This window comes from Streptomyces sp. NBC_00104 (assembly GCF_045160825.1).
In the GTDB taxonomy this organism is placed as follows: domain Bacteria; phylum Actinomycetota; class Actinomycetes; order Streptomycetales; family Streptomycetaceae; genus Streptomyces.
Map to the genome: position 1 here is coordinate 9,289,057 of NZ_CP108215.1, position 19,713 is coordinate 9,308,769.

Here is a 19,713-nt window from a genome sequence, read left to right on the forward strand (position 1 = left end):
CCGATGCGCTTCCGCCACCCCGACGGCTCCACCGTCCACCTCGCCTACTGCACCAACGTGCACCCGGCCGAGACCCTCGACGGTGTCCTCGCCCAACTGCGCGACCACTGCGAGCCCGTACGCCGTCGCCTCGGCCGCGACCGCCTCGGCATCGGCCTGTGGCTGGCCAAGGACGCCGCCGCGGCCCTGGTGACCGACCCGTCCGCCCTGCGCGGCCTGCGCACCGAACTCGACCGGCGCGGCCTCGAGGTCGTCACCCTCAACGGCTTCCCCTATCAGGGCTTCGGCGCCGAGGAGGTCAAGTACCGCGTCTACCAGCCCGACTGGGCCGACCCCGAACGACTCGACCACACCACCTCCCTCGCCCGCGTCCTCGCCGGGCTCCTCCCCGACGACGTCACCGAGGGCACCATCTCGACCCTGCCCCTGGCCTGGCGCACCGCCTACGACGACACCCGCGCCGCCCGGTCCCGCACGGCCCTGCGCACCCTCGCCGAACGCCTCGACGCCGTGGCCGAGCTGACCGGCCGCTCCATCCGCGTCGGCCTGGAACCCGAACCCGGCTGCACGGTCGAGACCACCGCCGACGCCATCGGCCCCCTGACCGACATCGGCCACGACCGCATCGGCATCTGCGTGGACACCTGCCACCTCGCCACCTCCTTCGAAGACCCGCACACCGCCCTGGACGCGCTCACCCGAGCCCGCGTCCCCGTCGTCAAATCCCAGCTCTCGGCCGCCCTGCACGCCGAACACCCCCACCTCCCCGAGGTCCGCGAAGCCCTCGCCGCCTTCGACGAGCCCCGCTTCCTGCACCAGACCCGCACCTCCACCGCCGCCGGCCTGCGCGGCACGGACGACCTCGGCGAGGCCCTCACGGGCGACGCCCTGCCCGACGCCTCTCCCTGGCGCGCCCACTTCCACGTCCCGCTCCACGCGGCCCCCGCCGCACCCCTCACCTCCACGCTCCCGGTACTCAAGGCCGCCCTCACCCACCTGGTCGGCGGCGCCCAGCCCCTCACCCGCCATCTGGAGGTCGAGACCTACACCTGGCAGGCCCTGCCGGCCGAGCTGCGCCCCAGCACGCGCGCCCAGCTCGCCGACGGCATCGCCGCCGAACTCGCCCTCGCCCGCGACCTGTTGACGGACCTCGGCCTCAAGGAGCTGCCATGAACCCCAAGGAGCTGCCGTGACGCCGCCGCAACCCGAAGCCGGTCCCACCCCTCTCCTCGTCCTGGACGTCGTCGGCCTCACCCCTCGTCTCCTCGACCACATGCCCCGCCTCAAGGCCCTCGGTCAGTCCGGCTCCCGTGCCCCGCTCGGCACCGTCCTGCCCGCCGTCACCTGCGCCGCCCAGTCCACCTTCCTGACCGGCACGCTCCCCGCCGAGCACGGCATCGTCGGCAACGGCTGGTACTTCCGCGAACTCGGCGACGTCCTGCTGTGGCGCCAGCACAACGGCCTCGTCGCCGGCGACAAACTGTGGGACGCCGCCCGCCGCGCCCACCCCGGCTACACGGTCGCCAACATCTGCTGGTGGTACGCCATGGGCGCCGACACCGACCTCACCGTCACCCCCCGTCCGATCTACTACTCCGACGGCCGCAAGGAACCCGACTGCTACACCCGGCCCCCGGCCCTGCACGACGAACTCACCGCGGAACTCGGCACGTTCCCCCTGTTCCACTTCTGGGGGCCGGGCGCCGACCTGGTCTCCAGCCGCTGGATCATCGACGCGACCCGCCACATCATCCGCACCCGCCACCCCGACCTGGCCCTCTGCTACCTCCCTCACCTCGACTACGACCTGCAGCGCTTCGGCCCCGACGACCCGCGCTCCCTGAAGGCGGCCGCCGACCTCGACCGGGCCGTGGCGCCCCTGCTCGACGACGCCCGCGCGGAGGGCCGCACCGTCGTCGCCCTCTCCGAGTACGGCATCACCCGCGTGGACCGCCCCGTCGACATCAACCGCGCCCTGCGCCGCGCCGGCCTCCTCGACGTGCACACGCAGGACGGCATGGAGTATCTCGACCCGATGGCCTCACGGGCCTTCGCGGTCGCCGATCACCAGATCGCCCATGTCTATGTGCGCCGCCCCGAGGACCTGGAAGCCACCAGGGAAGCCCTCGCCGAACTGCCCGGCATCGACCGACTCCTGGACGACGAGGGAAAGAAGGCCCATCACCTCGACCATCCGCGCTCCGGCGAGTTCGTCGCCGTCGCGGAGCCGGACGCCTGGTTCACCTACTACTACTGGCTCGACGACGACCGCGCGCCCGACTTCGCACGCACCGTCGAGATCCATCGCAAACCCGGCTACGACCCGGTCGAGCTGTTCATGGACCCGCTCGACCCGTATGTGAAGCTCAAGGCGGCCACGGCACTGGCCCGCAAGAAACTCGGTCTGCGCTACCGCATGGCGGTCGTGCCGCTGGATCCCTCGCCTATTCGCGGCAGCCACGGCCGCCTTCCCACGAGCGACGACGACGGTCCGCTCATCATCTGCTCCACCCCCCGAGCCGTCGGCGACCGCGTGGCGGCCACCGATGTGAAAGCACTCCTGCTGCGACTGGCCGGTCTCTCCTGACCGGTGACAAGCACCCACACGTCCTGACTGGTCACAAGTGAAGCACTCGCCACTGACAACGCCCGCCCACACAGAGGAGTTCCAGGCATGAGCCGCACCGACAAGACGGATCCCGAACTCGCCCACCGCCTGAGCAGACGAGGCATGCTCGGCGTCGTCGCCGGCGCCACCGTCGCCGCCCTGCTGGGCGCGGCCGCCCCGGCCCAGGCCGCCGCGGGCACCGAAGCCGCCGCCGCGGGCAAGGGCCGGGGCCGCCCCGTCCTCCCGCCCGGCCGCCTCGGCATCCAGCTCTACAGCCTCCGCGACAAGGTCTCCACGCTCGGCTTCGCCCCGGTCTTCGCCGAGTTGGAGAAGTACGGCTACGACGAGGTCGAGTTCGCCGGCTACACCCAGGGCTCGGCGGGCCCCATCACGCTCGCCCAGCTGAAGCGGCTGGCCCGCGATCACGGCCTGACCCCGATCGGCAGCCACGTCGGCTACTACTCCAGCGACCCGAACGCGTACACCTTCGCCCAGAACCTCACCAAGGTCCTGGACGACGCCCAGGCCCTCGGCCTGAAGCACATCGGCACCGCCGCCGGACCCTTCCGCTACGGCATGACCGTGGACGCGATGAAGCGGGCCGCCCACGAGTTCAACACCTACGGCGCGGCGGCCAGGGCGCGGGGCATGAAGTTCTACCAGCACAACCACTCCGAGGAGTTCTCCTTCGCCACCGACAACCCCAAGGTCCGCCTCTACGACGTCCTGCTCCGCGAGACCGACCCCGACCTCGTCTTCCTGGAGATGGACATCTTCTGGGCGTACGTGGCCCAGTTCCGCTTCTCGAAGCGGCCCGACGGCACCTCCGCGCCCTTCGAGCCCCTCGACTACGTCCTCCGCCGCCCGAACCGCTACCCGCTCTTCCACGTCAAGGACGGCGAGAGCGACCCGTCGAACCCGTTCGGCTACCGCATGACGGACGTCGGCGACGGCGACATCGACTACCAGAAGTTCATCTCGGCCGTCACCCGGCTGAGGGGCCACCGCCTCGCCCACCACTGGCAGGCCGAGCACGACAACCCCGCCGAGTCCTTCACCTTCGCCCGCCGCTCCAGCGAGCACCTGCACTCGCTGCGGGAGAAGTGCTGACCGAGGCCGGGGAACCGACGGCAGCAGGCGGCCGCCCCGTGGTGCGAGACCACGGGGCGGCCGCCTGCTGCCGTACGCGCGGGCGTCAGGCCACTTCGTCACCGAGCGGACGGGGGTTGGGAGCGATGTGCCGGGCACGGGGCCGCCCCGGCGGGTGCAGGAAGACGGCCACGCACCCGGCGAACAGCGAGATGGAGCCCGCGAGCACGAAGGCGCCCGCGTAGTCCCAGGCGCCCACGACCACGGCGCCCATGCCGGAGCCGAGCAGGCCCGACACCAGCTTGGAGCTGTAGACGAGACCGTAGTTGGAGGCGTTGTTGTTCTCGCCGAAGTAGTCCGCGGTCATCGCCGCGAACATCGGGAAGATGGCACCGCCGCCGAACCCGGAGATGCTGGAGAACACCAGGAACAGCGGCAGGTTGTTGATGTTGCCGGACCAGAGGATGCCGTACTGCGACAGGCCCAGCACGATACAGACGAAGATCAGGCACTGCTTGCGGCCGTAGCGGTCGGAGAGCCAGCCGATGACGCCGCGTCCGGTGCCGTTGACGATCGCCTTCAGGGACATGGCGGTGGCCACGATCCCGCCCGCGAAGCCGGCCTCGTTGCCGAACGGCACCTGGAAGGCGATACCGAAGATGTTCACACCCGAGGTGCACAGCAGGCAGAACCACATCAGCGCGACCCGGCCGGTCCGCCAGGCCTCGGCCGGTGTGTACTGCTTCACGGCCGGCGGGTTCTTCTCCAGCGCGCGCCGCGCGCGCGGGTCGTCCGGCTTGCGCAGTGGGTCGACCTCGGCCGGCCACCAGTTCTTCGGCGGGTCCTGGAAGAAGTGACCGGCCACGGCGACCACCGCCGCGAGGAACACGCCCACGCAGACGAGCACCCAGCGGAAGTTTGTCAGGTCCATGAACCCGGTGAAGATGAACACGAAGGGCACCGAACCGTAGGCGAAGCCGCCGTTGACGAAGCCGGTCTTGCCGCCCTTGCGCTCCGGATACCACTTGCCGACCATGTTCACGCAGGTCGCGTAGACCATGCCGGCGCCCATACCGCTGAACATGCCGAACCCGACGTACGCGACGACGACGTGCGGTGCGAACGCGAGGGACAGATATCCGAGCAGGGTGCCCACCGCGCCCAGCATCATCGCCCAGCGGGCGGGCAGCTTGCCGCTCTCGCGGAGCTTCCCGGCCGGGAAGGCCACCGCGGCCTGGAAGAACACCCACACGCCCAGCATCCAGAAGATGTGCTGGTTGCTCCAGCTGTGCGCGGTGTGCAGGGTCTCCTCGGCGGACGCGAACGCGTACTCCGCCGAGCTGATGCCCATCATGCCCACCCACGGCAGGATGACCATCCACTTGCGTGTGCGCCCCATGATGTCCAGGTCGGACTCGCCGATCCGGTACATCCGGCCGCCTGCGTCCGTCACCTCCCGGTAGGGGACGGATGTGGAGATGTCAGTTGTTGCCATGTCGATCGAACCCTCCGCGTGGAAGAAGTCTGGCCAGCGCCCCCTGTCCGTGCTTCTTTGCGCCGGGGCCCGCGGTGAGCGGTCGCCGCGGGCCCCGTGGTTCGAGCCGTCGCTCAGCTCATCGATCGCCCCCCAACAGCCGCGCCGCCCGCGCCCGTCACAGCAACCCCGCGGCTCGCGCCGAGCGAGCTGCCTCACGCCCGGGGGACAACCCCCGGACCCCCGGCCGGACCACAGCGAGCGCGCCCGTCACAGCAACCCCGCGGCTTGCGCCCAGCGAGCTGCGTCACGCCCGGGGGACAACCCCCGGACCCCCGGCCGGACCACAGCGAGCGCGCCCGTCACAGCAACCCCGCGGCTCGCGCCCAGCGAGCTGCGTCACGCCCGGGGGACAACCCCCGGACCCCCGGCCGGACCACAGCGAGCGCGCCCATCACAGCAACCCCGCGGCTCGCGCCCAGCGATACTTCGCGCCGAGCACGGCCACCGGCTTCTCGGTCGTGTACGGGTACGCCACGACCCCCCGCTCGAAGAGGTACTGGCAGGCCTCCTCCACCTCGACGTCGCCCGCGAGCGACGCGACGACCGGCTTCTCGATGCCCCGCTCGCGGAACTCGGCCACCACGCGCGCGGTGAGCTCGGCGAACACCATCGGCGGGGTGACGATGGTGTGCCAGTAGCCGAGGACGAGCGCGTGGATGCGCGGGTCCTCCAGGCCCAGCCGGATCGTCGCCTCGTACGTCGACGGCGGCTCGCCCCCGGTGATGTCGACCGGGTTGCCGGCGGCCCCGAACGGCGGGATGAACGTCCGGAAGGAGGCGTCCAGGTCCGGCGGGATCTCCATCATCGTCAGTCCGTTGTCGGTCACCGCGTCCGACAGCAGCACACCGCTGCCGCCCGCGCCGGTGATGATCACGATGTTGTCGCCCCGGGGAGCCGGCAGCACCGGCAACGCGCGCGCGTACTCCAGCATCTCGTTCAGCCCCGGCGCCCTGATGACACCGGCCTGCTTCAGGATGTCCTCGTACACGGCGTCGTCGCCCGCCAGCGCGCCCGTGTGCGAGCCCGCCGCCTTCGCCCCGGCCGCCGTACGGCCCGCCTTCAGGACCACCACCGGTTTCTTCGGGACGGTCGCCCGCGCGGCCTCCACGAAGGCCCGACCGTCCTTCAGGTCCTCCAGGTGCATCGCGATGCACTCGGTGTGCGGGTCCTCGCCGAACCAGGTCAGCAGATCGTCCTCGTCCAGGTCCGATTTGTTGCCGAGCCCGACGATCGCCGACACACCCGTCTTCGTGGTCCGCGCGAAGCCCAGGATGGCCATCCCGATGCCACCGGACTGTGAGGTCAGCGCCACCCCGCCCTTGACGTCGTACGGCGTGCAGAACGTGGCACACAGGTCCTGCCACGTCGAGTAGTAGCCGTAGATGTTCGGCCCGAGCAGCCGGACGCCGTGCCGCTCGGCGATCGCCACGATCTCGTCCTGGAGTCCGTGCTCGCCGGTCTCCGCGAAACCCGACGGGATCAGTACGGCGTTGGCGATGCCCTTGCGCCCCACCTCCTCCAGCGCCGCGGCAACGAACTTGGCGGGGATCGCGAAGACCGCCACATCCACCTCACCGGGAACGTCCGTGACACTCTTGTACGCCTTGCGGCCCAGAATGTCATCGGCCTTGGGGTTCACCGGATGGATCTCCCCGGCGAAACCGCCGTCGACGAGGTTGCGCATCACCGAGTTGCCGATCTTGCCCTGCTCGTTGGAGGCCCCGATCACGGCCACCGACGAGGGCTGCATCAGCCGGCGCATCGATGTGAGGATCTCCTCGCGCGTGTACCTGCGCCGGGGCTTCGGCACCGACTCCGCGAGGATCACCCGGATGTCCGCCGCGACCGCGCCCTCGGGAGTGGCGATCACCGGGTTGAGGTCCACCTCGGCGATCTCCGGGAAGTCCGCGACGAGTTCGGAGACCCGGCGGATCTGCTCGGCGATCGCCCACCGGTCCACGGCGGGTGCCCCGCGCACCCCGCGCAGGATCTCCGCCGCGCGGATCGCATCCAGCATGGAGAGCGCCTCGTCCGGGTCGACCGGCGCGAGCCGGAACGTCACGTCCTTGAGGACCTCCACCAGCACCCCGCCGAGCCCGAACGCGACGACCTTCCCGAACGTCGGGTCCGTCACCGCGCCGACGATGACCTCCTGCCCCTTCGGCAGCAGCTCCTGCACCTGGACGCCCTCGATACGGGCGGCGGGCGCGTACGCGCGCGCGTTGTCGACGATCCGGTGGAACGCGGCCCTCACGTCCGCCGCGCCCTCCACCCCGACGATCACACCGCCCGCGTCGGTCTTGTGCAGGATGTCCGGCGAGACGATCTTCATCACCACCGGCCCGCCGAAGCGCGCCGCGAACGACACCGCCTCCTCGACGTCCCGCGCCAGCTCCTCGCCGGGTACGGCGATCCCGTACGCGTCGGCGATCACCTTGCCCTCGGGGGCGGTCAGCGCGCTGCGCCCCTCGGCCCGTACGGCGTCGAGGAGTCCACGCACCCTCAGCACCCGGTCTTCGGCCATCAATCAGATCACTCCGTTCGACTTGAGCAGGCGCAGTTCCTCGTCGCCGAGGCCGAGCTCGCCGACGTAGACCTCTTCGTTGTGCTCGCCGAGCAGGGGTGAAGTGGTCACGTCCACGGGGGAGTCGGACAGCTTCAGCGGGCTGCCGACGGTCACGAAGTCGCCGCGCTCGGGGTGCGGCACGGTGACGACCATCTCGTTGGAGACCAGGGACTCGTCCTCGATGATCTCCTTGGTGGAGAGGATCGGCCCGCACGGGATGTTGTGGGCGTTGAGCCGCTCCAGCACCTCCCACTTGGGGAGCGTGGACGACCACTCCTCGATGAGCTGGAACATCTTGTTGAGCTTGGGGAGCCGGGTCTCCGGTGTCGCCCACTCGGGGTCGTCCGCCAGTTCCGGCCGGCCGATGAGTTCGCTCATCGGCTGCCAGCCGACGGGCTGCACGATGACGTACACGTAGTCGTTCGGGCCGCCCGGCGCGCACTTGACCGCCCAGCCGGGCTGGCCGCCGCCGGACGCGTTCCCGGACCTGGGAACCTCGTCGCCGAAGTCGTCGTTGGGATATTCACGGAGCGGGCCATGTGTCAGCCGCTGCTGGTCCCTCAGCTTCACCCGGCAGAGGTTGAGGACCGCGTGCTGCATGGCCACATTGACCCGCTGACCGCGCCCGGTGTTCTCCCGCTGGTACAGCGCCGCGAGAATCCCCGCCACGGCGTGGATGCCCGTGCCCGAGTCCCCGATCTGGGCCCCCGTCGCCAGCGGCGGCCCGTCCTCGAAGCCGGTGGTCGCCATCGACCCGCCCATGGCCTGCGCGACGACCTCGTACGCCTTGAAGTTGGTGTACGGGCCGTCGCCGAACCCCTTGATGGAGGCATAGACGATCCGCGGATTGATCTCCTGGATGCGGTCCCAGGTGAAGCCCATGCGGTCGACCGCGCCGGGTCCGAAGTTCTCGACCATGACGTCGGAGCGCCGGATCAGCTCGGTGAGGATCTCCTTGCCGCGCTCGGTCTTGGTGTTGAGGGTGATGCTCCGTTTGTTGCAGTTGAGCATCGTGAAGTAGAGGGAGTCGACGTCCGGGAGGTCACGCAGCTGCTTGCGCGTGATGTCGCCGCTCGGCGCCTCCAGCTTCACCACGTCCGCGCCGAGCCAGGCGAGCAGCTGGGTGGCGGACGGGCCGGACTGGACGTGCGTCATGTCGAGGACGCGGATGCCTTCGAGAGCCTTGGTCGACGTTCCTGCGGTAGGGGTCATCGGGGGCACCTCACTTGTACATCGTCTGGTTCATGGTTCCGGGGGCGTACGCGTCCGGGTCGACCCAGACGTTGATCAGCGACGGCTTGCCCGACTCACGGGCGCGCCGGAGTGCCGGGCCGATGTCGGCGGGGTCGCGGACCTCCTCGCCGTAACCGCCCAGCATCTGGGCGAACTTGTCGTAGTGGACGTCGCCGAGGGTGTTGCCGACGCGCTCGCGCTCCAGGCCGTACTTGGCGGCCTGGCCGTAACGGATCTGGTTCATCGAGGAGTTGTTGCCTACGATGCCGACGAAGGGGAGGTCGTAGCGGACGAGGGTCTCGAAGTCCCAGCCGGTGAGGGAGAAGGCGCCGTCGCCGAAGAGGGCCACCACCTCCTTGTCGGGCCGCGCCTTCTTGGCGGCGAGTACGAAGGGGACGCCGACGCCGAGCGTGCCGAGGGGGCCCGGGTCCATCCAGTGCCCGGGTGACTTGGGCTGCACGACCTGACCGGAGAAGGTGACGATGTCGCCGCCGTCGCCGATGTAGATGGAGTCCTCGGTGAGGAAGTCGTTGATCTCGCTGACCAGCCGGTACGGGTGGATCGGCGAGGCGTCGGACCTCAGGCTGGGCAGCCGCTTCTCGATGGCGGTCTGCTCGGCGGCGCGCAGCTCGTCGAGCCACTCCTTGCGCCTCGACGCGCCCCCGTTGATGCGTCCGGAGGCTGCCTCGGTCACCGACTTCAGAACGAGGCCCGCGTCGCCGACGATCCCGAGGTCGATGTCGCGGTTCTTGCCGACGGTCCGGTAGTCGAGGTCGATCTGCACGACGGTCGCGTCCGGCGACAGCCGCTTGCCGTAGCCCATGCGGAAGTCGAAGGGCGTTCCGACGATGACGATGACGTCGGCGTGGGAGAAGGCGTACCGGCGGGAGAGCTGGAAGTGGTGCGGGTCTCCGGGCGGCAGGGTGCCGCGCCCCGCGCCGTTCATGTACGCCGGGATGTTCAGCGTGCGCACCAGATCGATCGCGGACTCGGTTCCCCGGGTCGTCCACACCTGGCTGCCCAGCAGGATCGCGGGCTTCTCGGCGTGCACCAGCAGGTCGGCGAGCTTCTCGATGGCCTCGGGGTCGCCGGCCGAGCGGGTCGAGGCCCGGTAGGCCCCGGCCTTCGGTACCCGCGCCTTCTCCACCGGCACCTTGGCGTCCAGGACGTCACGCGGGATCTCCAGGAACGAGGGGCCGGGGGCGCCGTGGTAGCACTCGCGGAACGCCATCGACACCATGTCGGCGGCGCGGGCGGTGTCCGGTACGGTCGCCGCGAACTTGGTGATCGGGGTCATCATGTCGACGTGCGGCAGGTCCTGCAGGGACCCCATCTTGTGCTGGGTGTGCGCGCCCTGGCCGCCGATCAGCAGCATCGGGGACTCCGCGCGGAAGGCGTTGGCGACACCGGTCACGGCGTCGGTCGTACCGGGGCCGGCGGTGACGACCGCGCAGCCGGGCTTGCCGGTGATGCGGGCGTAGCCGTCGGCGGCGTGGGCGGCGACCTGCTCGTGGCGGACGTCGACGACCTCGATGCCCTCGTCGACGCAGCCGTCGTAGATGTCGATGATGTGGCCGCCGCACAAGGTGTAGATGACCTCCACACCCTCCGCTTTGAGTGCCTTCGCGACGAGGTGACCACCGGAAATGAGGTCCTGGCTGTTGCCGTCGGGCATGGCGAAGTCCTGTCCCTTCGTAGGGGTTTTCGTGGGGTCTTCGTGGGCTCTTCGTGGCGTCTTCGTACGGGTTGGAGCGCTCTCACGGTTGATTGCATACAGTCGACGAATACTGTATGAAGCTTGTTATCCCGCATCCGGTGGGTGGTGTCCAGGGGGCGTGCGGCACTTTTGAGTCAGGAGCCGGAATGGACCTTTTCGAGCACCAGGCAAGGGAACTCTTCGAGGAACACGGCATCGCGGTGCCACGGGCCGAGGTCACCGACTCGCCCAAGGAGGCCCGCGAGATCGCCCGCGGGCTGGGCGGACGCGTCGTCGTCAAGGCCCAGGTGAAGACCGGCGGACGCGGCAAGGCGGGCGGGGTGAAGCTCGCAGCCGACCCCGCCGCCACCGAACTGACGGCACGGCAGATCCTCGGCATGGACGTCAAGGGCCACACCGTCCGCAAGGTGATGGTCGCCGAACCGGTCGCGATCGAGAGGGAGTTCTACGTCTCGTACGTCCTCGACCGCGCGGCCGGCCGCTTCCTCGCGATCGCCTCGGCCGAGGGCGGCATGGAGATCGAGGAGGTGGCGGCGACCAGGCCGGAGGCGGTGGCCCGGATCCCCGTCGACCCCGCCGAGGGCGTCACCTCGGCGAAGGCGGCCGAGATCGCCGAAGCGGCGGGCCTGCCCCCGCAGACCGTCGACGTTCTCATGCGGCTCTGGGAGGTACTGACCCGTGAGGACGCGCTCCTCGTCGAGGTGAACCCCCTCGTGCGAACCGAACAGGGGCAGATCCTCGCCCTCGACGGCAAGGTCACCCTCGACGACAACGCGAGCTTCCGGCAGAGCCGTTGGGGTGACGAGGGCCTCGCGCACGACGACCCGCTGGAGGCGGCCGCCGCCGCGAAGGGCCTCAACTACGTGAAGCTGGACGGCGAGGTCGGCGTCATCGGCAACGGCGCCGGACTCGTCATGTCCACCCTCGACGTGGTCGCGGGCTGCGGCGCCCGCCCCGCCGACTTCCTCGACATCGGCGGCGGTGCCTCCGCCCAGATCATGGCCGACGGCCTCTCCGTCATCCTCTCCGACCCGGCCGTGAAGTCCGTCCTCGTCAACGTCTTCGGCGGGATCACCGCCTGTGACGCGGTGGCGGACGGCATCGTGCGGGCCCTGGACAGCGTCCAGTTGACCAAACCGCTGGTCGTCCGCCTCGACGGCAACAACGCCGCACGCGGCCGGGCGATCCTCGACGCCCGCGACCACCCCCTCGTCCACCAGGCCACCACCATGGACGGCGCCGCGCGCCGCGCCGCCGACCTCGCCCACGCGAACTGAGGAGCCCGGACATGGCCATCTACCTCATCAAGGAGAGCAAGGTCCTCGTCCAGGGCATGACCGGCGGCGAGGGCATGAAGCACACCCGCCGCATGCTCGCGGCCGGCACGAACGTCGTCGGCGGCGTCAACCCCCGCAAGGCCGGCCGGACCGTCGACTTCGATGACCGTGCCGTTCCCGTCTTCGGCTCGGTCCACGAGGGCATCGAGGTCACCGGCGCCGACGTCACCGTCGTCTTCGTCCCGCCCGCCTTCGCCAAGGCGGCCGTCGTCGAGGCCGCCGACGCCGGCATCGGCCTCGCCGTGGTCATCACCGAGGGCATCCCCGTCCACGACTCCGTCGCCTTCACGGCGTACGCCCGGTCCAGGGGCACCCGGATCATCGGCCCCAACTGCCCCGGCCTGATCACCCCCGGCCAGTCCAACGCGGGCATCATCCCCGCCGACATCACCAAGCCCGGACGCATCGGCCTCGTCTCCAAGTCCGGCACCCTCACCTACCAACTCATGTACGAGCTCCGTGACATCGGGTTCTCCACCTGCGTCGGCATCGGCGGCGACCCCGTCGTCGGCACCACCCACATCGACTGCCTGGCCGCCTTCCAGGACGACCCGGACACCGAACTGATCGTCCTCATCGGCGAGATCGGCGGCGACGCCGAGGAACGGGCCGCCGCGTACGTCCGCGACCACGTCACCAAGCCCGTCGTCGGCTACATCGCCGGATTCACCGCCCCCGAGGGCAAGACGATGGGGCACGCGGGCGCGATCGTCTCCGGCTCCTCCGGCACGGCCCAGGCCAAGAAGGAGGCGCTGGAAGCGGTCGGGGTGAGGGTCGGCGGCACCCCCACCGAGACGGCCCGGCTCGTGCTCGCCGCCCTGGAGGACGAGGCCTGACCTCACTCCCCGCTGTTGTGTCCCCCGCCCCCGACTGTGCACCGAGAGCGGAGAAACCCATGGCACCACCCACAGCCACGCCCACCCTCACCCTCAAATCCGGCACGGCCTGGACCGACGCCTGGCAGCGGTGTCTCGCCGTCGCCCCCGAGGCCTTCCGGGACGACCGGGTCCTCAACCTCTGGAACCGCTCCTGGCAGGCCGACGGCCGGGCTCTGCCGGCCACCAGCCCCGTCGACGGCAGCCCCGTCGCGGGCCCGCCCCGACTGGACGGCGCCACCGCGCATCAGGCGGTGCGCGCCTCCCTCGACCAGCACCGGGCCTGGCGCCACGTCCCCCTCGCCGAACGCCGCGCCCGGGTCGCCGCCACGCTCGACGCCCTCACCCAGCACCGCGAACTGCTCGCTCTGCTCCTGGTCTGGGAGATCGGCAAACCCTGGCGGCTCGCGCAGGCCGACGTGGACCGGGCCATCGACGGCGTCCGCTGGTACGTCGACGGCATCGAGCCCATGGTCGAGGGGCGCGTCCCGCTCGACGGCCCGGTCTCCAACATCGCCAGCTGGAACTACCCGATGAGCGTGCTCGTGCACGCGATGCTGGTCCAGACACTGGCGGGCAACGCGGTCATCGCCAAGACCCCGACCGACGGCGGCGTCGCCTGCCTCACCCTGGCCGGCGCGCTCGCCGCCCGCGAGGGCCTCCCGGTCACCCTCGTCAGCGGCAGCGGAGGCGAACTGTCCAAGGCGCTGGTCCGGGCCCCCGAGATCGGCTGCGTCTCCTTCGTCGGCGGCCGCGACACCGGCGCCGCCGTGGCCACCGCCGTCGCCGACCTCGGCAAACGCCACGTACTGGAACAGGAGGGCCTGAACACCTGGGGCATCTGGAACCACACCGACTGGGACACCCTCACCGCCGTCATTCCCAAGCTCTTCGACTACGGCAAACAGCGCTGCACGGCGTACCCGCGCTTCGTCGTCCAGCGTGAACTGTTCGACGAGTTCCTGGCCGCGTACCTTCCGGCGGTCCGCACCCTCAGGGTCGGCCACCCGCTGGCCGTGGAGCACCCCGACGACCCGCACCCGAAGCTGGACTTCGGGCCCGTCATCAACACGGCCAAGGCCAAGGAGCTGACCGACCAGGTCGCCGAGGCCGTCGACCGGGGCGCCGTACCGCTGCACCGGGGCCGGCTCGCCGACGCGCGCTTCCTGCCCGGCCAGGACACCGGCGCGTACGTCCAGCCCGTCACCCTCCTGAACCCGCCCCCGTCCTCCCCGCTCCACCACGCGGAACCCTTCGGCCCGGTCGACACGATCGTCCTGGTCGACACCGAGGCCGAACTGCTCGCCGCCATGAACGCCTCGAACGGCGCGCTCGTCGCCACCCTCTCCACCGACGACCACGCGACGTACGAGCGGCTGGCACCCCAGATCCGGGCGTTCAAGGTCGGCCACGGCACACCCCGCTCCCGCGGCGACCGCGACGAGCTCTTCGGCGGCTTCGGCGCGTCCTGGCGGGGCGCCTTCGTCGGCGGTGAGCTCCTCGTCAGGGCCGTCACGCGCGGCCCGGCGGGGGAGCGGCTGCCGGGCAACTTCCCCGACTACCACCTCATGCCGTCCGCCGCCTGACGTGGCCGGTTCGTGACCGTCCGCTCACCCCGGGTGAAGCCGTGCGGACCTGCTCGTCAGAGGCCCGCACGGCGCCGTCCGGAGCCCGGAAACGCAGGTGAAAGGCACCCCGAAACCTTGGTATTGTTGTCCATGTCGCCGCGGGGAACACCCCCGTCCAGGCGACAGACACCTAGTCCGGGTGGCGGAATGGCAGACGCGCTAGCTTGAGGTGCTAGTGCCCTTTATCGGGCGTGGGGGTTCAAGTCCCCCCTCGGACACATCTAGACATCTAGTAGGCGCATGGATGGTGCCGACCGGTTCTCGGTCGGCACCATCCTTTTTTTCATGTTCTCCATGGGGATGGGGCTGTGCCCCGGCCCTGGCTCACGGCGTGTACGGGGCGTCGCTGTGGTGGAGTTCGACCATGGCGGGTTCCGTCACCTGGTAGACGGCGGTTCGCCTGAGCGTCACCACGGCCGTCGGCTCGGAGTCGCCGCGGGTGAGGTAGACGACCGTCGCCTGCCTCACGGGCGCCGAGGAGATGTCGATCGAAACCACCGGCGTACGATCGCCGAGCGAGACGGCGGCGGCCGGTACCGGCGTTCCGGCGTCGTTGCGCCAGGTGACAAGGCCGTAGAACTTGCCCGTGCCCCCCGTGGTGACCTTGATGGCACCCACGGCGTCCGCCGCCGCGTCGCCTGTCATGTCACCGATGCCGCACTGCGGCTGCAGCTCGATCACCACACCGTCGCCTTCCCACCGTCCGTCCGTGAAGGCGACGGTGGTCCCCTCGGGGGCGTCGGGCAGCCGCATGGAGGAGTTCTGCAGCTCGGCGTTCCGCAGCTGATCGCAGGTCAGCGCACTTGCTGTGCCACTGCTGCCCGGCTTCTTCGAAGTGTCCGGCGATGCCTTGGCCGATTCTTTTCCCTCGTCCTTGACCGCGTCGCTGTCGGGTTTCTTCGAGGAGGCGGGAGGCTTCGGAGGCTTCGATGCCGAAGCCTCCCCGCCGGTCCCCGTGTCTTGGCATCCCATCGCGGCCGACGCCACTACGAGGGTGGCGATCAACCGCGTTCCCCGTCTCGTCCATCTCCGGGTTCGATTCACCGCAGGTTCCCCCTTTTGTTCGATTCATAGAGCCTCAGGCACGGCCAACAGGGTCGAAGACGCGCCATTTTGCGCCACGGTTGCGGATGTCAGGCGGAATCGTCCCACGAGGTGGTTCGTACGGGTCAGGGGGTCAGGGGGTCAGGGGGTCAGGGGCGGCGCGGACGGACCTCACTCTCTCGCCCGTCGGCCACTTCAGCGGTACGTGCGGTGGGGCCGCCGAGCCGGTCGCACATCTGGAGTCGGCGGGGCACGCTGGAAGCAACCACTCGTGACGTGCGGGCGGGCCCGGTGCGGGGACGAGCCCCCGTGCCGGTGCAGGGGAAACAGGACGAGGTGACCACGCATGCTCCATGGGGTGGTGCCACCACTGCGGCGGATGTGCCGCTGCCCTCTCGGCCAGGAGGGGAGCGGCAGTCCTGTCCGGCCTTTCCGCCTGGTCGGACCGTCGGACCTGTAGAGCCCGTGGTGGAACCCAGGGAACCCAAGGGGCCGAGAGAACCCACTCCGAGTCCCCCGGGTGGCGGCCGGCCGGGCAGGCCCGGGAACAGGAGCCACCTCCGCGGCCGGGGGCACCGTTCGACGAGACTGCGCCACTTCCTCCACACCAGGGGCACCCGCGTATGGCGGCGCGGCAAGGAAGTGGAGCTGATGCACAGGGCCATGGGCTTCGCGGCGCTGGGCCTGGTGACGTTCGCCCCGCTGCTGATCGTGGTCGCGGCGGCCGCCCCCGTCCAGGAACGCGGCTTCGCCCTGTGGATCGTGGACGGCATGGGCCTGTCCGGGCGCCCCGCCGACGCCGTGCAAGACCTCTTCTCCGCACCCCGCAAGGTCCTGAGCACGATCAACGTCCTGAGCATGGTGCTGCTCGTGCTCTTCGGCGTGACGTTCGCGGGCAGTGTCCAGACCGGTTACGAGAAGGTCTGGGACCTGTCGGCCGGGCGCTGGCACACCGTTTGGCGACGCGCGGTGTGGCTCGTCGCGATGACGGCCTACCTCTTCGCCGAAGCGCAGAGCGGCGCCCTCCTGGGATCGGGACTCCTGCGCTCATCGGCCCGGGGCGTGCTGTCCGCGCTGCTCGGCGTGCTCTTCTTCTGGTGGGGACAGCGCTTCCTGCTCGGCGGCCGGATCTCCTGGCATGCCCTCCTGCCGGGCGCCATCGCCACGATCATGGGCCTCGGCGGCCTGCGCGTGTTCTCCTACCTGGTCTTCTCCCCTCTCATCGTGAGCAACGCGGCCTCGTACGGTGCGGTCGGCACCGTCCTGATCGTGACGTCCTGGCTCATCGGGGTCGGCTTCGTCGTCTTCGGCGGCGCCCTCGTCGGCCGCTATTGGTATCTCCACGAACCGCACCACATCCCGCATCCCCACAGCCGCTCCCGGAAGCACTGATAGCACCGCACCACCGCACCACCGCACCACCGCACCACCGAAGCGCCGAAGCGCCGAAGCGCCGCCGCGGTCGGCGGTGCCGAGGCACGCTTGTCGGGTGCCGTGGATCGGCCCGCTGAAAAAACGCGGTGCCCCACCCGCGTCCGCTTCCCTAGAATCGCCCCACATCGCGCGCCGCACGACACCGCGGCGCGCGTCGTGACGAGTGGACGCAGACCGATCGAGGGGAGCCCGGCCGTGTGTGACCGCACCGCTGTCGTCGTTCCCCGTTCCCTGTACGACGTGATCCTCGTGTCCTCGTCCGTCCGGTGCCCGCTGCGCGGCCGGTACCGGATCTCCGTGACGCACGTCTGACTTCGCACCCGGGTGCCCGCGGTGGAGCGACAGCTCCGGCCGTGCCGCGCCCCTGCCTCGCCGTCCGCGTCCCGCACGGAAATCGCGCTGCCCCGAAACAGCTCAGCTGAAAGGCCACGGGCCATGCGCAGCAACGTCGACAACCGCAACAACCGCAACAACCGCAACAACCGCAACAACCGCGACAACCGCGACAACCGCGGCAACCCCCTGACCGCCGTCCGCAACCTGGGCATCCTCGCCCACGTCGACGCCGGCAAGACCACCGTCACCGAGCGGTTCCTGTACGCCACCGGGACCACGCACAAGCGGGGCGAGGTCCACGACGGCACGACCGTCACCGACTTCGACCCGCAGGAGCGCGATCGCGGCATCACGATCTTCGCGGCGGCGGTGAGCTGTGCCTGGGACGGCCATCGCATCAACCTGATCGACACACCGGGCCACGTCGACTTCGCCGACGAGGTGGAACGGTCGCTGAGGGTGCTCGACGGCGCGATCGCGGTGTTCGACGCGGTCGCGGGCGTCGAGCCGCAGAGCGAGTCGGTGTGGCGGCAGGCCGACCGGCACGGCGTACCGCGCATCGCCTTCGTCAACAAGCTGGACCGGGCGGGCGCCGACCTCGACACGGCCGTCGAGTCGATCCGGCGACGGCTCCATCCGGCGCCGCTGGTGGTGCAGGTGCCGATCGGTACGGAGGACGGCTTCACCGGCGTCGTCGATCTGCTGCGCATGCGGGCCCTGGTCTGGGCGGACGGCGGCGACACGGCCGAGGAGGGGCCGGTGCCGGACGCCCTGCGCGAGGAGGCGGAGCGACGTCGACGGCGGCTGGAGGAGGCGGTGGCGGAACTGCATCCGACGGCGCTGGAGGAGTTCTGCGCGCGGTCCACGCTCTCCGCGCGGACGCTGGCCTCCGCGCTGCGCGACCTCACCCGCACCGGTGAGGGCGTGGTCGTGCTGTGCGGCTCGGCCTACCGCAACCGCGGCATCGAACCGCTGCTCGACGCGGTGGTGGCGTATCTGCCGTCGCCGTCGGACGTGCCGCCCGTACGCGGTACGCACGACGGTACGGAGCAGGAGCGGGCCGCCGACGCGCACGTGCCGCTCGCGGCCCTGGCGTTCAAGGTGAGCGCCACGGCCACGGGACGGCTGACCTACCTGAGGCTGTACTCGGGAACGATCCGGAAGGGGGACACCGTGCTGGACGCGGGCACACGGCGCACCGAGCGGATCGGCCGGATCCTGCGGGTCCGGGCCGACCGGCACGCCGAACTGGACCGGGCGGTGGCCGGGGACATCGTCGCGGTGGTCGGGCTGAAGTCCGCCTGCGCGGGGACCACCCTGTGCGCGCCGGCGGCGCCGCTGCTCCTCGAACCCCCGTCCGTCGCCGACCCGGTGGTGTCGGTGGCCGTCGAGGCACGCAGGAGCACCGACACCGACCGGCTCGCCACGGCCCTGGCGCGGCTGGCCGAGGAGGACCCCTCGCTGGTCGTGCGGACCGACCCCGAGACCGGTCAGACGCTGCTGTCCGGCATGGGCGAACTGCATCTGGAGGTGGCGGTGGAGAAGATCCGGCAGAGCCACGGGCTCGAAGTCGCCGTCGGCCGGCCTCGTGTGGCCTATCGCGAGACGGTCGTCCGCGGGGTGTCCGGTCTGGTCTTCCGGCACGTCAAACAGGACGGCGGGGCAGGGCAGTTCGCCCATGTCGTCCTCGACGTGGCACCCCTGGAGGCGGACGGCGACGGCGACGGCGACGGCGGCGCCCCCACGGGCTTCGTCTTCCGCTCGACCGTCGTCGGCGGCCGGGTACCGCAGGAGTACGTCCGCGCGGTCGAGGCCGGCTGCCGTGACGCCCTCGCCGAGGGGCCCCTCGGCGGTCACCCGGTGACCGGGCTGGGCGTCACCCTGACCGACGGGGCGACCCACTCCAAGGACTCCTCGGAGATGGCGTTCCGTACGGCCGGGCGGCTCGCGCTCCGGGAGGCACTGCGCACCGGGGTGATGGGGCTCCTGGAGCCCGTCGCCGATGTCACCGTCACCGTGCCCGCGGACGCCGTGGGCGGGGTGCTCGGCGATCTCGCGGCGCGCCGGGGCCGGGTCTCGGACTCCGCGCCCCGGGCGGGCTCGGTGGTGATCACCGCGACCGTGCCCCTGGCGGAGCTGTTCGGGTACGCGACCCGGCTGCGCAGCCGCACCCAGGGCCGGGGCACGTTCACCACCCGGCCCGCCGGGTACGCCCCGGCACCGGTGGCGATGGCCGGCGACCGGTAGGAGAACGCGACGGTGCCGCCCGTGCTCGGCACGGGCGGCACCGTCATCGTCCTCGGGCCGGA

At 70.8% G+C, this 19,713-nt stretch carries 13 protein-coding genes and 1 tRNA gene; 9 read left to right on the plus strand and 5 right to left on the minus strand.

Annotated elements, in window-relative coordinates; all coding sequences use genetic code 11:
* The first annotated feature begins 3 nt into the window (after positions 1 to 3).
* The 3 genes from eboE (at position 4) to OG272_RS40670 (ending at position 3,718) form a co-directional block, all read left to right on the plus strand.
* Positions 4 to 1,173, plus strand: a complete 1,170-nt coding sequence (gene eboE, locus OG272_RS40660) for a metabolite traffic protein EboE (protein ID WP_405895707.1) — start codon at positions 4 to 6, stop codon at positions 1,171 to 1,173.
* Between the two features lie 16 nt (positions 1,174 to 1,189).
* Positions 1,190 to 2,587 (plus strand): nucleotide pyrophosphatase/phosphodiesterase family protein, encoded by a 1,398-nt coding sequence (locus tag OG272_RS40665; protein WP_405895708.1) that lies wholly within the window; start codon positions 1,190 to 1,192, stop codon positions 2,585 to 2,587.
* 87 nt (positions 2,588 to 2,674) lie between these two features.
* The gene (locus OG272_RS40670) at positions 2,675 to 3,718 is read left to right on the plus strand and encodes a sugar phosphate isomerase/epimerase (RefSeq protein WP_328224371.1); all 1,044 of its coding nucleotides are present in this window, start codon (positions 2,675 to 2,677) and stop codon (positions 3,716 to 3,718) included.
* Positions 3,719 to 3,803: 85 nt separating this feature from the next.
* Here OG272_RS40670 and OG272_RS40675 read toward each other — a convergent pair whose 3' ends face one another.
* From OG272_RS40675 to OG272_RS40690, 4 genes are all read right to left on the minus strand, one after another.
* Positions 3,804 to 5,192, minus strand: a complete 1,389-nt coding sequence (locus OG272_RS40675) for an OFA family MFS transporter (protein WP_328224372.1) — start codon at positions 5,190 to 5,192, stop codon at positions 3,804 to 3,806.
* 433 nt (positions 5,193 to 5,625) lie between these two features.
* The gene (locus OG272_RS40680; protein ID WP_405895709.1) at positions 5,626 to 7,758 is read right to left on the minus strand and encodes an acetate--CoA ligase family protein; all 2,133 of its coding nucleotides are present in this window, start codon (positions 7,756 to 7,758) and stop codon (positions 5,626 to 5,628) included.
* 3 nt (positions 7,759 to 7,761) lie between these two features.
* A complete protein-coding gene (gene frc / locus OG272_RS40685; RefSeq protein WP_327726902.1) occupies positions 7,762 to 9,012 on the minus strand; it encodes a formyl-CoA transferase in 1,251 nt (416 codons plus the stop codon).
* A gap of 10 nt (positions 9,013 to 9,022) precedes the next feature.
* Positions 9,023 to 10,708, minus strand: coding sequence for a thiamine pyrophosphate-binding protein (locus OG272_RS40690; protein WP_326574724.1), 1,686 nt, complete (start codon positions 10,706 to 10,708; stop codon positions 9,023 to 9,025).
* 188 nt (positions 10,709 to 10,896) lie between these two features.
* Here OG272_RS40690 and sucC point away from each other — a divergent pair, with 188 nt between their 5' ends.
* From sucC to OG272_RS40710, 4 genes are all read left to right on the plus strand, one after another.
* Positions 10,897 to 12,027, plus strand: a complete 1,131-nt coding sequence (sucC, locus tag OG272_RS40695) for an ADP-forming succinate--CoA ligase subunit beta (protein ID WP_405895710.1) — start codon at positions 10,897 to 10,899, stop codon at positions 12,025 to 12,027.
* Between the two features lie 11 nt (positions 12,028 to 12,038).
* Entirely contained in the window at positions 12,039 to 12,923 is an 885-nt protein-coding gene (gene sucD, locus OG272_RS40700) for a succinate--CoA ligase subunit alpha (protein ID WP_405895711.1), read from the plus strand.
* 59 nt (positions 12,924 to 12,982) lie between these two features.
* Positions 12,983 to 14,548 carry an aldehyde dehydrogenase family protein gene (locus OG272_RS40705; RefSeq protein WP_405895712.1) on the plus strand — a complete coding sequence of 522 codons (1,566 nt, stop codon included), beginning with the start codon at positions 12,983 to 12,985 and terminating at the stop codon, positions 14,546 to 14,548.
* Positions 14,549 to 14,723: 175 nt separating this feature from the next.
* Positions 14,724 to 14,808: transfer RNA gene (locus OG272_RS40710), tRNA-Leu, on the plus strand.
* Positions 14,809 to 14,914: 106 nt separating this feature from the next.
* On the opposite strand, the gene OG272_RS40715 is transcribed toward OG272_RS40710, so the two are convergent.
* On the minus strand, positions 14,915 to 15,343 hold the full coding sequence (locus OG272_RS40715) for a hypothetical protein (protein ID WP_405895713.1): 429 nt from the start codon (positions 15,341 to 15,343) through the stop codon (positions 14,915 to 14,917).
* A 942-nt stretch (positions 15,344 to 16,285) separates the two neighbouring features.
* On the opposite strand from OG272_RS40715, the gene OG272_RS40720 reads away from it, so the two are divergent.
* Both OG272_RS40720 and fusA read left to right on the plus strand, forming a co-directional pair.
* Positions 16,286 to 17,026, plus strand: coding sequence for a ribonuclease BN (locus OG272_RS40720; RefSeq protein WP_405895714.1), 741 nt, complete (start codon positions 16,286 to 16,288; stop codon positions 17,024 to 17,026).
* Between the two features lie 477 nt (positions 17,027 to 17,503).
* A complete protein-coding gene (gene fusA, locus OG272_RS40725; RefSeq protein ID WP_405895715.1) occupies positions 17,504 to 19,651 on the plus strand; it encodes an elongation factor G in 2,148 nt (715 codons plus the stop codon).
* Positions 19,652 to 19,713 lie beyond the last annotated feature (62 nt).

Excerpts from the sequence above, each read along its gene's own strand:
- eboE (WP_405895707.1), top strand. The coding sequence starts at position 4 with ATGCGCTTCCGCCACCCCGACGGCTCCACCGTCCACCTCGCCTACTGC.
- OG272_RS40670 (WP_328224371.1), top strand. The coding sequence starts at position 2,675 with ATGAGCCGCACCGACAAGACGGATCCCGAACTCGCCCACCGCCTGAGC.
- OG272_RS40675 (WP_328224372.1), bottom strand. The coding sequence starts at position 5,192 with ATGGCAACAACTGACATCTCCACATCCGTCCCCTACCGGGAGGTGACG.
- OG272_RS40680 (WP_405895709.1), bottom strand. The coding sequence starts at position 7,758 with ATGGCCGAAGACCGGGTGCTGAGGGTGCGTGGACTCCTCGACGCCGTA.
- frc (WP_327726902.1), bottom strand. The coding sequence starts at position 9,012 with ATGACCCCTACCGCAGGAACGTCGACCAAGGCTCTCGAAGGCATCCGC.
- OG272_RS40690 (WP_326574724.1), bottom strand. The coding sequence starts at position 10,708 with ATGCCCGACGGCAACAGCCAGGACCTCATTTCCGGTGGTCACCTCGTC.
- sucC (WP_405895710.1), top strand. The coding sequence starts at position 10,897 with ATGGACCTTTTCGAGCACCAGGCAAGGGAACTCTTCGAGGAACACGGC.
- sucD (WP_405895711.1), top strand. The coding sequence starts at position 12,039 with ATGGCCATCTACCTCATCAAGGAGAGCAAGGTCCTCGTCCAGGGCATG.
- OG272_RS40705 (WP_405895712.1), top strand. The coding sequence starts at position 12,983 with ATGGCACCACCCACAGCCACGCCCACCCTCACCCTCAAATCCGGCACG.
- OG272_RS40715 (WP_405895713.1), bottom strand. The coding sequence starts at position 15,343 with ATGCGGCTGCCCGACGCCCCCGAGGGGACCACCGTCGCCTTCACGGAC.
- OG272_RS40720 (WP_405895714.1), top strand. The coding sequence starts at position 16,286 with ATGCACAGGGCCATGGGCTTCGCGGCGCTGGGCCTGGTGACGTTCGCC.
- fusA (WP_405895715.1), top strand. The coding sequence starts at position 17,504 with ATGCGCAGCAACGTCGACAACCGCAACAACCGCAACAACCGCAACAAC.